11 protein-coding genes and 1 pseudogene are annotated in these 12,397 nt (G+C 35.0%); 2 read left to right on the top strand and 10 right to left on the bottom strand.

What is annotated here, in order from left to right; translation table 11 throughout:
* Window position 1: 1 nt before the first annotated feature.
* The 3 genes from H033_RS19770 to H033_RS0107060 are packed head-to-tail and all read right to left on the bottom strand — an operon-like array spanning window position 2 to window position 2,654.
* On the bottom strand, window positions 2-973 hold the full coding sequence (locus tag H033_RS19770; protein ID WP_081661819.1) for a sulfurtransferase: 972 nt from the start codon (window positions 971-973) through the stop codon (window positions 2-4).
* Entirely contained in the window at window positions 957-1,433 is a 477-nt protein-coding gene (locus H033_RS0107065) for a hypothetical protein (protein WP_026837673.1), read from the bottom strand. The genes H033_RS19770 and H033_RS0107065 overlap by 17 nt, the downstream gene beginning before the upstream one ends.
* On the bottom strand, window positions 1,434-2,654 hold the full coding sequence (locus H033_RS0107060; RefSeq protein ID WP_026837672.1) for a sulfite oxidase: 1,221 nt from the start codon (window positions 2,652-2,654) through the stop codon (window positions 1,434-1,436).
* A gap of 132 nt (window positions 2,655-2,786) precedes the next feature.
* Between H033_RS0107060 and H033_RS0107055 the strand changes: the two genes are divergently transcribed.
* Window positions 2,787-4,397 carry a bifunctional metallophosphatase/5'-nucleotidase gene (locus tag H033_RS0107055; protein ID WP_051227827.1) on the top strand — a complete coding sequence of 537 codons (1,611 nt, stop codon included), beginning with the start codon at window positions 2,787-2,789 and terminating at the stop codon, window positions 4,395-4,397.
* A 62-nt stretch (window positions 4,398-4,459) separates the two neighbouring features.
* Window positions 4,460-4,987 carry a DsrE family protein gene (locus H033_RS0107050; RefSeq protein ID WP_034886159.1) on the top strand — a complete coding sequence of 176 codons (528 nt, stop codon included), beginning with the start codon at window positions 4,460-4,462 and terminating at the stop codon, window positions 4,985-4,987.
* Between the two features lie 106 nt (window positions 4,988-5,093).
* On the opposite strand, the gene H033_RS0107045 is transcribed toward H033_RS0107050, so the two are convergent.
* From H033_RS0107045 to H033_RS0107015, 7 genes and pseudogenes are all read right to left on the bottom strand, one after another.
* The gene (locus tag H033_RS0107045; RefSeq protein WP_026837669.1) at window positions 5,094-6,521 is read right to left on the bottom strand and encodes a bifunctional metallophosphatase/5'-nucleotidase; all 1,428 of its coding nucleotides are present in this window, start codon (window positions 6,519-6,521) and stop codon (window positions 5,094-5,096) included.
* 30 nt (window positions 6,522-6,551) lie between these two features.
* Window positions 6,552-7,468: pseudogene (locus H033_RS19765) on the bottom strand (IS1595 family transposase).
* Between the two features lie 152 nt (window positions 7,469-7,620).
* Complete coding sequence (locus H033_RS19760; protein WP_034886157.1) at window positions 7,621-9,681, bottom strand: protein-disulfide reductase DsbD family protein; 2,061 nt, start codon at window positions 9,679-9,681, stop codon at window positions 7,621-7,623.
* Window positions 9,682-9,732: 51 nt separating this feature from the next.
* Window positions 9,733-10,326 (bottom strand): TlpA family protein disulfide reductase, encoded by a 594-nt coding sequence (locus H033_RS0107030; RefSeq protein ID WP_026837668.1) that lies wholly within the window; start codon window positions 10,324-10,326, stop codon window positions 9,733-9,735.
* A gap of 159 nt (window positions 10,327-10,485) precedes the next feature.
* The gene (locus H033_RS0107025; RefSeq protein WP_026837667.1) at window positions 10,486-10,836 is read right to left on the bottom strand and encodes a hypothetical protein; all 351 of its coding nucleotides are present in this window, start codon (window positions 10,834-10,836) and stop codon (window positions 10,486-10,488) included.
* Between the two features lie 566 nt (window positions 10,837-11,402).
* On the bottom strand, window positions 11,403-11,816 hold the full coding sequence (locus H033_RS0107020; protein WP_026837666.1) for a DUF6691 family protein: 414 nt from the start codon (window positions 11,814-11,816) through the stop codon (window positions 11,403-11,405).
* A 3-nt stretch (window positions 11,817-11,819) separates the two neighbouring features.
* The gene (locus H033_RS0107015; RefSeq protein ID WP_026837665.1) at window positions 11,820-12,377 is read right to left on the bottom strand and encodes a YeeE/YedE family protein; all 558 of its coding nucleotides are present in this window, start codon (window positions 12,375-12,377) and stop codon (window positions 11,820-11,822) included.
* Window positions 12,378-12,397: the final 20 nt, after the last annotated feature.

Genomic DNA, 12,397 nt, shown 5'->3' with positions numbered 1-12,397 from the left:
ATTATTCTATTATTGTTGTTATACTATCTTGGTCAAATGATAAGTCGTCAAACTGGCTCCATTCTGTCCAAGATCCATCATAATTTTTCACATTTTTATAACCTAATAATTGCGTGAGTACAAATGTTGTGTGTGCTGAACGTACTCCACTATGGCAATAAGCAATAATTGTATCATTTTTTGAAGCTCCAAGTTCACTATATATTTGAACTAAATCTTCTGTAGATTTCATTTTGTTATCACCATTATAATTAACAGATTTCGCCCAATCTATCGATTTACTATTTGGTATTCTCCCTCCTTTTGCCGCACCTTCTTTATGCCTTTTTCCTGAAAATTCATCGTCTGTTCGAGCATCTATTATTAATGCATTATTATTTACTGCTTGTTTCATTTCTTCTTTAGAAATATAATACTTCATCGAAGATGTATTAGTTAACTTAAAGTTTGTCTTATTTACTATAGGTAATTTTGTAGATAAATTACCATTTTGCGCTTTCCAAGCTGTTATTCCGCCATGAAGTAATCTCACATTTGTAAAATCATAATTTTGCAATATCCACCATAATCTTGTAGAATCAACCAAACCATTATCATCATAAATAATTACGGTATCATTTGTATTAATTCCTAAACTACTAAACAAGGACTCCATTTGTTGTTTTCCAGCTATCATTCCTTTATATGGATAGGAGGCATCTTCAATATCTGTGCGCCAAATATTCAATGCACCTTCAATATGTTCGTTTGCATAAAATTCAGATTTTCTGAAGTCCAAAATTTTAATATTTGGTTTTTGCGAAATTTTTAATAACTCATCTACTTCAATCAAATAGTTAATTTTACTATCATCTTTATCGTTTATATTTAGATTAACTTCTTTATTTTTAGTAATCTCTACTTTATTTTTTTTCTCTTCCTTACAAGATGAAAATGTGAGCAAACAACATAAAAAACTAATTCTCCAGATCATACCATTCTATATTTGTTAAATTTTCACGTCTCCCTTTTTCCGTAACTGGATAATTAGCAACAAGATAATTCACGATTATCTCTTGGTTATCACCTAAATCCCACAGGTTTTGAGTTTCTTGCATCCATTTAATCGTCTCATTCCAACGTTCTGCACTCATTCTATTTTGTGTGACCAATTTGGCCGAATGGCAATTGGTGCAATTATTAACAACCGTCATTAAACCTTCAGCATCAACCAGTCCTGTAGGAACATGGATTCCATTCTCTATTAGGTTCTCGTCTACTTCTTCTGTATTTATAACTAAGGCTTCTGGATTATTTTTAAAGGCCGAAAAATTAGGGTCGTTAATATAATATATGGTTGCCCCACCAACTATTATAAATAAGCTGAAGACTAACACCATTAAATGGTATAGCTTCTTAACGAATTTTTTAAAATCTTTTTCTTGTTTAGTCATTTAAGTTACTTTGATAGCAATTCTATGACAGGCATTATTTAAATAACCTTTTGGATTCCATCCAGGTAATAGCATTGGTTGGGCTAAACCTCGAGTATCTGTAGCTCTAGCCCAAACTTCGTAGTAGCCTTTTGTAGGAAAATCTATAGACGCTGAAAAATGCTGCCAGGCCAAGCGATTTGCCGGTTTCTCTAACGGGCATTCTTTCCAAGTTGCTCCAAAATCTATAGAATATTCCATTTTTGAAACCTCTAATTCTCCTGCCCAAGCATGGCCTCTTAGCTTTAGGGATGATCCATCTTTTAAAATCGCGCCAGTTTTAGGATATGTGATCAATGATTTTACAGGCATAGATTCTATTATGCACATTTCATCATCCTTAACTTCTTCTCCCGGTGCTACGGGTTCACAAGGCACACGGTACGCTGTGCCTGTCATCTTAGTGCCATCGTGTATAATATTTCTAATACTTATGCGATTAATCCATTTCCCCGAAACAGATGCAGGCCAACCACCTGCTACTAATCTTAATGGGTAACCGTGCGCAAGAGGGATTTCCTTTCCATTCATTTTGAATGCTAATAATGTCTCGTCTTGAAGTGACTTCACCATTGGTGCTCCTCTTGAAATTGGCTCTTTTTTTGGGTCTCTACTTAAGTGTTCATCTACTGCATGATATCCTGTATAAACAGCATTATTTTTAATTCCGGCATCTTCTAATACATCGCGTAGTCTAATACCAGTCCAAGTTGCACAATGCACTGCTCCAATTGTCCATTGATTTCCTTTTGCTGGAGGATTAAATTCACTTCTTCCATTTCCACCACATTCCAATGTTAACTGATAAGTGTGATGCTCGAATTTTGTTTTTAATTCTTCTAGAGTAAAAGTTTTTTGTTGTACTACAGATTCTCCATCAATCGTAAGAGTCCATTTTTTTGCATCAATTGCTTCCGGAATTAACCCATTATTTCTTATGAACATCGCAGAATTTGGCGTGATCTTATCGTCCAGTAAATGGGCTTGCGCTTCAATATTCCATGGCTTATCGTTAAGCACGATCATTTCCTTGTTCTTATTGAACATCTTAAACGGGTCTGGATCTTGCAGTGCTAATAGATTATATCCTTCTAGCATATTGGATCCAAAAACGATTTCAGCACCAATTAGAGTAGCCAAAGAACTTAAGGTTGTTTTTTTTACAAAATCTCTTCTCTTCAAAACAATAAAAATTATAATGTTCCTAATATAAAAATCACAATATACAATGTGCCATATTTATCTACTGTAACAAATGTTACATTTAAACTTCTCTGAGAAGGTTAATTTTAAAATTTAAACACCTAACTTATAATGACGTATACCAAATTCTTTATTCCAGTTTTAGGAATAACTTCAATTTTGATCCTAAGCTGTAATTCAATAAAAAAGTCAGCTACTATGGACAAACCAAATCCACAAAAAGTTGCTTCAATATCTATACTTCATACTAATGATATGCATGGTTCTTATATGCAATTCGAAACCAATTTAGGCAACGCTACAGCGCAAACTGGAGATTCCATAGACAATTACATGAAATTTGAGCGTAAAGCAAAAATTGGGGGATTCGAATATCTGGCAAGTGCTATAAAGTCTGTAAGAAAAAACAAAGGTGATGACAGCGTACTATTATTGGATGGTGGAGATACCTTTAGTGACGACCAGTTAGGTAACCTAACAAAAGGGGAAGCTATGATTAAAATGATGAATGAAATGCATTATGATCTTATGGCGCTGGGAAATCATGATTTTGATTATGGTCTCGAAAGAACAAATGAACTGCAGATACTTGCTAATTTTCCAATGCGAGCAGCAAATATTATAGTTAAAGAAACAGGCAATCCAATTTTTGGGAAGCCATATGTGATCATAAATAAGCAAGGGATTAACATTGCTATTCTTGCATTAAGCTATAGAAACACCCCTCTTACTGGAAATTCTAAAAACATTGAAGGCTTGGAATTTGGAATAGGTGCTGAAGCTGTTAAAGAATACCTTCCTATTCTTACTGAAAAGGCAGACATCATAGTTTTACTATCACATGAAGGAATGTCGGTAGATAAAATTATTGCAGAAGAGATAGAAGGGATTGATCTTATTGTAGGTGCGCATAGTCATGATGTAATTTCCCCGCCTATAAAAATTAAAGACACTTATATAGTGCAAGCGTTATCAGATGTAGCAATACTAGGAGAAACAGAAATACAAATAAGTAATAATAAAATTATAAATATTAATGCAAATTATCATTACTTATGGCACGATGAAATGTCTCCCGATGTGCAAATGCAGGAAATGATAAATCAACTAAGAAAACCATATTTATCTAAATTAGAGGAAAAAATTACGGAAACAAATACCATAATTGGAAGGCAATATAAATCTGAAAGTCCTTTTGATAAGATGGTTACTAGCATGATGGTTGAGAAATTGAACGTAGATGCTACATTTTTACCAGGAGTTGGTTACGGCATTTCATTACACGGAGATATTACTTCTGAAGATATTTATAAATTATTGCCACACCCCGCCAAAATTGTTACTCTTGAAATGACAGGAGAACAAATAAGAAGAACGCTGGAGCAAACAGCCACCAATTTAAGACCGAAGAACACAATGGATATAGTGGGAGGTCTTATTCAATCCTCAGGCATACACTACCGTTTAGATCTTTCAAAACCAATTGGCCAACGGATATCGAATATTAAGATAAACAATCATGCTCTAGTTGATACTGAAATATATAAAGTAGCCACCCATTCCGGGATGTTAAACGGAATCCATAATTATGAGGAATTTTCCAGAGGAATTAATATTCAGACAACTGAAATAGTCCTTACCGAATTTGTATTGCAAAACCTTAGAGAAATAAAAGAGCTTTCCTTTCCAAAAAGAATGGGAGAGGTCACTCTTATTAAATAGTTACTTTTAAAAAAAACCTACGATTAGTAGGATAAGATGAAGATTAATCTCAATTTAAATACATGAAAAATTCAATAAGTTTAGTTTTAATATTAGTACTTACTTTCCAAATAAATGCACAAGAATGGCAAACTCCTGCAATAGATGGCTACGGAAAGATTAAATATTATGAAGATGCGGCTGAACAACCCGATACCTCACTCACTTATAAAATGGTTTTTGATATCAAGGATGAGAAGGAAAAGGATGGAGTGAATATGGGCTTATGGAAAATTGCACGTTCTCTTAATTTATTGAAAGCTGGAAATATTTCAGCTAAAAAAATTGATATAGTTGCGGTTATTCGTGGGGAGGCTACCTATTTAGTGCTTTCCAATATAAAGTATCAAGAAAAGTTTAAAAAGCCTAATCCAAATTTAGAACTACTAAGATTATTAAAGGAAAATGGGGTAACGATTTTTGTTTGTGGACAAGCTACAGCCGCTAGGGGCATTGAGAAGGAAGATATGAATGAATATATTCAATTGGCTCTCTCCGCCTTAACGGTTTTACCAAACTATCAGCTTAGAGGTTATGCCTTGATTCCTTAATATTCGAATTTAATTAGTGAGATAAGCATAATAATTATAAAATTTTAAAGTAGTTAGCTCAAATTATTAATCTGTTTATCGTTACGAATCACTCTAACCCCACTAATTAAACCAACCTGTAGCTTCCTATTTTGTTTGGCTTGAAATTTGGGAATTTCTTTAAATAGTCCTTCATCGCCTGCACAGCATTTTTATCGTGGTTCTTTCGGTTTTTACCATATTTAGTAGCTACACCTTGAGTGGTAACAAAACCCACTTTGTAAGTTTTATTAAAATCAATATGTGACCCTTTATAGTATATTTCCTGAATGCGATGACCTTTAGGATTTTCAATTCGCATATTCACTTGCAATCCTAAACATCGTTTTACATAGCCTCCCATTTGACCGAATGGATTACAACAAAAGGTGCGCTCCAGATTTTCCTCCAGCATTTCTTTGATTTCGGTTCCCGTAAGTTCTACGGTTGAGACGGGTGGATTCATGGGGGCAATGTTATATAAGTCATTCTCACTTATCTTTCCTTTTGGAATGGGTGCACCATAACGCCACCCGTTTGAAAAAGCAATTTCAGTTTTTGTACTGTGGGCAATTGCGCTAAGTAGCAGTTCGTCTAAGTTGGAATTTATCGTGTTATAACGATGTAAAATCTCGCTTGTGCTGCCTAAAGATGTTGTCCTAATTTCTTGATATGGCTTTAAAATGTTTTGAACCATAGAATCTACTTCACTGCTTTTTGGTAAGGAAGCATCAACTTTAATAAGTTCGTATTCGTAACTTTTAATTTTTTTATCTTCCACCTCAATGGCAAATTTACCTACAAATGCACCGTGACAAGCACATTGTATTATACGTGCACCATTCACTTCAATTGGTTTATAAATTCTGTTATGCGTATGTGCACTCAGGCAAATATCAATACCTTCAACTTTTTTCAAGAGTTCAACATCCTGCGGAAATCCATTGTGGGAAAGTAAGATTATCATATCAGACCCAGCGTCTTTTAGTTTTTTTATGTGTTCTGGTATCTCATCCAAACCCGATGTGAACTTTAAGCCCTCGCTCATTTTTTTGGGCATCACTTTATCAACAATCATTGCACAAATACCAATCACACCAATTTTAAGCCCTGCTTTTTCAAACATAGCAGTGGGTTGTAAAAAATTTGACCCATCTTCTGAAAATACGTTACAGCCCAATACAGGAAAATCCAACTGACTGTCGGTTTCTTTTAATCGGTCAGGTCCATACGCGAAGTCCCAATGGCCTACTAGTGCATCAAGTTTTAAAGCATTTAAAATGGGAACCACGGCTTTGCCACGCGAATCTACCAACGGCTTAGTACCGTGCAGAGTATCTCCCCCATCGAAGAACAATGTATTGGGATTTTCTTTACGAATATCCTCCACGAATCCTGCAATATGTGCATAGCCGCCAGCAGTTTCTACCACTTCTCCAGTTTCATTATAAAAAAGCTCGGGATGTGGGGCAATGTAACCGTGCACATCGTTTATAAATAAAATATTTAGTTTCATATTTTATAAATTTTATTTTTGTATATCCGTTTAATGTCCACTCGCTGTAATGCTTGCTATCACCAATCTATCGAAGATTCTGTCACCAAAATACCTTCGATTTAGCTTATATATAAACTCGTTGAGATATAATTGCAGATATTTTTTCTTTATTTTATGATAGGTTCCCACAAAATTTCTTTTGGCATTACTTATAGCTATATGTACCCATTTTAGGGTTTCTTTGGTGGTCTTTTCACTTGATTTTTCAGTGATATGCAATTCTACATAGTCAGCGATGTCAACGTAGGATGTGCTCTGATCAGTAAAGACAATAGTCTGTTCCCCATCAATTGCATTTTTAAAGTATTGTTGATTTCATCGGCCTCGTGGTTAACAAGGACTTTTGCCTTAAAATACCTACAATGCCGCTCCACTTTCCCTGTTTTTATATCTTCCAATACAGTACTCTCGGCCATAACCATAACGTTCGATTTGGTCTTGCTGCCACGACCGGCTTTTTGGGTTTGGTGATCGTGTTGGCTCGCCTCGATCGTGAAATATCCTTCGTCCATTTCGAGCATTCCCTCCAATGTATAGCGGTCATCTCGCTGCCCCATTGCTTTCCGTAGTTTGTGCACCATTGCCCAAACCGGTTCATAGCGTTTTAGACCCAGCTGCCGCTGTATTTCCTTGCTGGAAAAACCTTTTTTTGTAGTGCTCATAAGAAAGATAGTCTTGTACCAGGTCATAAAAGATAACTTGGAACTTTCCATAATTGTGCCACTACGCAAAGATATCCTCGCTTTACAGGTCTTACACTGGTAGCTCCATTTGTTTTTGAGCCAATAATGATCTAGTGATCCACAGCGGTTACAGATAATTCCCTCTTTATCACGCTGCTCCTTGAAATGGAGGCGGCAGCACTCCTCATCGGTAAAGTGAACTCCAAAAGAAAATATATCCATGTTAAATTGGTTTAAATTCTATCAAATATAGGAATAATTCCACTAATTAGGAATGTTTACGGACATACAGATTTTATTTTTTAAATGGACATTATGTGCGTCAATATTCAATAATTAAGCTCCTCAATTTATTGTATTTTTCATTTCTATTCTTACTTAATTATATCAATCAGAGCAATATTTTCTTCATTTCTTGCCTCGAATTCTAGTACTCCATTGTCTAAAAATTCAACAAAATTTTCAACATTTAAATCATAACCTATGGGGGCGCTTAATAACGAGCCATCGTTATCTACCAGCGTATAATACGGTTGGGCATTGGCATTGAGCTTTTGAATCATAAAATCCAAATTCTGTTTCCCAATGGTTTTCTTTATTTTTCCATCATAATCGGAAATATACCATTCAGACTCAGGTAATTCTGTTTTTTCATCTACATACAGCGCTACTACCACATAATCATTTTTAAGTCGTTTTAGGACCTCGGGATCACTCCAAACTGTAGCTTCCATTTCTCTACAATTCACGCAACCATGTCCCGTAAAATCAATAAATAATGGCTTATTTTGCTTTTGGGCACACTCTAAAGCTTGATCATAGTCAAAATATCCTTGAATATTATGAGGCAACTCCAATAAATCATCATACTTAGGAGTACTGCAAGTTGTTAAATTATCACTATTATCTTTCGGTTCAGAATAAGATTCCTGCATGTTAAAATCCTGACTACTCATTGGAGGTAAGTAACCTGCCAAGGATTTTAAAGGAGCACCAAACAAACCTGGTATTAAATAAACGACAAAGCTAAAAACTAATATGGCTGATATTACCCTATATACTGAAGTGTTTTCAGTTTTCTTCTCATGAGGGAATTGAATTTTACCCAATAAGTAGAATCCTAAAAATGCAAAAATCACAATCCAAAGAGCCAAATAGATATCGCGATCTAAAAAGTTCCAGTGATAAACTTGATCTACAATACTCAAAAATTTTAGAGCTAAGGCTAATTCCACAAAACCAAGAACAACCTTAATTGTATTAAGCCAACTGCCACTTTTTGGCAAAGATTTTAACCAGTGCGGAAAGATGGCTAATAATGTAAAAGGCAGAGCAAAGGCTAAAGAGAAGCCCAGCATCCCAATTAAAGGTTTTGTAGTCTCTCCGTTTGCTGCTTGTAAAAGAATTGTTCCGGCGATAGGACCAGTGCAACTAAAACCAACCAATACCAAAGTGAAAGCCATAAAAAATATTCCTAAAATGCCACCTTTATTGGATTGAGCATCTATTTTATTTACAAAAGAATTTGGTAAACGAATTTCAAATAAACCAAAAAAGGATAATGCAAATAACAGAAAAACGGCAAAGAAGAATAAATTAGGAATCCAATGTGTGCTAAGGAAATTGGCGAAATCTGCTCCAAAAAACAAAGAAAAAACCACACCAATAAGGGTGTAAATTAGAATAATAGAAAAACCATATAATAGCGCCTGTCTAATTCCATTCGCACGGCTACCACTGGATTTAGTAAAATATGTGACCGTCATGGGAATCATTGGAAAAACACAGGGAGTTAATAAAGCTGCCAGTCCAGCTCCAAAGGAGAGTAGAAAAAAGGTTAGAAGAAATGCTCCACCTTCCTCCTTCTCTTCAACTTTAAAATCATTTTTAAAGGATTTTAAATCTTTGGTTGGGGTACCGCCAACTATTTTTTCTGATTCTGTATTTACGTCAACCTTAGAACCTTCATTTTCGTTCCACACCAAATCTGTTTCAAAAGGAATACATTGTCCCGTTACATCTGAGCAGATCTGGTAAATCGCTACAGCTTTGATTACCGGACTGTTTTTTAGAAGCTTTACATGTTGTTGAAATTCAGCTTTCCCAATAAAATAGGTGTATTTACCTTCCCATAATTCATCATATTTTTCTTTAGAACCTATTGGAATAAGATCCCCTATAATTTCATAGTCAGAATTTTTACTGAAATTAATTTCAGTAATCATTGGTCCCAGATCTGGATCGAAGTCACTGGAATATAAGTACCAATCTTCGGGTATTTCAGCCTTGAAGCTAATTACTACAGTATCTCCGATTTTTGGATTTTCTTTAGCAACTGAAACCTCCCAGTTAGGAGGTTCCATTACCTGTCCAAAAGTTGAAAGCGAAGTGATAAAAACTATAAAAAAGAGGATAAAAGATGTTACAAGTCTCATATAAGCATTTTATTAAAACATTAAACTAATTAATGAGTAACAGGATGTTACTTATTTGAGATTGGTTAAAAATTCTTTAAACTCTTCACTGTCATAATCCCCCATTCCTTTATGAGTTAAAGCCAAATTTCCCTTTGCATCTATTACATAGGTGGTTGGGATTGCTTGTGATGCATACATGGGTGGCAAACTGCCTGCTAGTTTATACACTTCAAAATCATAGCCTTTTTTTTTATTATAATCAATTGCTTTTTGAAAATCATTATCTACAGAAAGCATAATAAAGGCAACATCATCGCCTTTCATATCATTGTACATATTATTTATACCAGGCATTTCGGCCACACAAGGGGGACACCAGGTTGCCCAAATATTAAAGAAAATCACTTTGCCACGAAGTGCTTCCATTTCAACACGTTCCCCTTTAGAGTTGATAAGACTCATGTTGAAATCTGCTTTGGGGTTCTTTGATTGTTCAGTAGATGTTGCATTCACTTCCACATCAGGATCCATTAATCCCGTTTTTAAAATACCCCTTTGTACAAACCCGAAAACTTCGGTATGCAACCCGGTTAAAAATAATGTGAGGATAATAGTTCCTGTAACACCATATTCTATGAGATTCTTTTTTACTTTTTTATTCATCTTAAAATTATTGAAAGCAAGACCATACGAGCATTAAATATTTTAAAAACACAACGTAAAGGATCTTTTGCCTGATTATTAAAATTGGGTTTGAAGCAGGTCATGCCCGCTTCATAGAAAGAATTAAAAGTTCAATTAGAAGTAGAACTTTATAATAAATCAGGAAAATTTAGGAGGAGGAATAAACTTGTAATTAAACTCTTTTGTTTCGGTAAAAATATATATAAAGTTATTTTTGAAACTCAATTGAATAAGTGCTTTTTCGTCAAGGCTTTTTTCAAGTTGAAATACCGAATTACAAAAAGAATGAAAGGTAATTTGAATTCCTTCTTGGGTCTGATTGAATTTTTCATCGCCAGATTTTTTATGGGAATTAAAATCACATTTTTTCTTTACATAACTAATTTGGTCAGAATTTATGATCTCCCCTAGGATGTTAGAATCTAGGGTAACTAGTTTGCCCAATATAATTATGGCAAGAAATATAGCTATGTATGATCTTAAATTCATGAAATCCAAAATTAAAGAAATAAAATAGTTCTCACCGTAACATTTGTTACACGTCTTTTCAGACCTTCAAATATTTGTAGAAAGTTTTGTTTTGTCTAAAGAACTAATAAAAATTTCAGCTTAATTTTCAGATAGATATTTAACAAAAATGAAATTGAAATTTAGTTCAAAGAACATCCCACATGATATAAAAGTTGAAAATAAAATCTTTAAACTACCCTCAAGATTAAAAGATCCCTAAGCATCAGGATTTATATTTGAAGATCTATTCTTCCATTTCGGTAATGCCCCTTATTTCGCTCTTCGTTCTATTAAAACAACAAGTTATGTCGACTGCTCAGTATCTCCACGTTCTCAGAACGAAAAAAGTAATCTCTACGCAGTATTTTAATTGCGCCTTGCAGCAATAACGGAATGGTGTTAACATATTCATCGGTAAAGAGGGCAATTTCACCCTTCGTAGTGTTTTTTAGGTTGCCAAAACCTCTGGTACTTCGTTTAGGAGCTAACTCGTCTAAAAAATAAGAGTATAGAAAACTTTCAGGGCTGCTATCACTACAATGTCATTAATGCGGCAATTTATGCCTCAATAGACCATATACAAAGGTGCCAAATAAAGCGGCAGCGATAACCACCAATATCGAAATGTAACCGGAACCGGCAAGTACATACATTGGCCCTGGACAAGCACCGGCAAGAGCCCATCCCAAACCAAAGATAATACCACCAATCAAATAACGCGGGATACTCATTTCCTTCGGTTTTAATTTCATTTCCTGCCCTCCCATTGCTTTTATATTTTTTCTTTTAATTATTTGTACGCCCAAAACACCGATTAGCAGAGCCGAACTGATTATACCGTACATATGAAAAGAACCAAATTCGAACATCTCGTAAATTCTAAACCAGGAAGCTGCTTCCGATTTGTACATGATAATTCCAAAAAAGAAACCGATAAAGACGTAAGTAATATATTTCATCATTTAAAATATTAATGGGTAAAGCAAATGGATCATTATGAGTCCACCAATAAAAAAGCCTATCACAGCAATTAGTGAAGGGAGTTGCAGGTTGCTCAATCCAGAAATCGCATGTCCTGAAGTACACCCACCAGCATATCGAGCACCAAACCCCACCATAAAACCTCCTGCGATTAGCACAAAAAGAACCAACGGGTTACCAAGATTTTCCAAGGCAAATATTTCCGTAGGCATATAAGCTTCCCCAGCACTATTTATTCCATATTCAGTGCTTAATTTATTGGCTACTTGCTCATTTATTTCCACAGTGTTATTAGATAGATAAGTTGATGCAAAAAAACCGCCCAAAACAGCACCTAGTACGACCATAAGGTTCCAACGCTCTTTTTTCCAATCAAATTTGAAGAAGTCAGCTGCTTTGCCAGCACCTCCAATACTGCACATGGTGCGCAGGTTTGATGACATTCCAAATTGCTTTCCTGTATAAAGCAGTACAAACATAGTTACTGCTATGAGCGGGCCAGATATATACCAAGGCCAAGGTTCATAAATCCATTCCATTTTATATAATTTTATGCGAA

The sequence above is a fragment of the Gillisia sp. JM1 genome, from assembly GCF_000424645.1.
Taxonomy (GTDB): Bacteria; Bacteroidota; Bacteroidia; order Flavobacteriales; family Flavobacteriaceae; genus Gillisia.
This window is presented reverse-complemented; position numbering and strand designations above follow the sequence as displayed.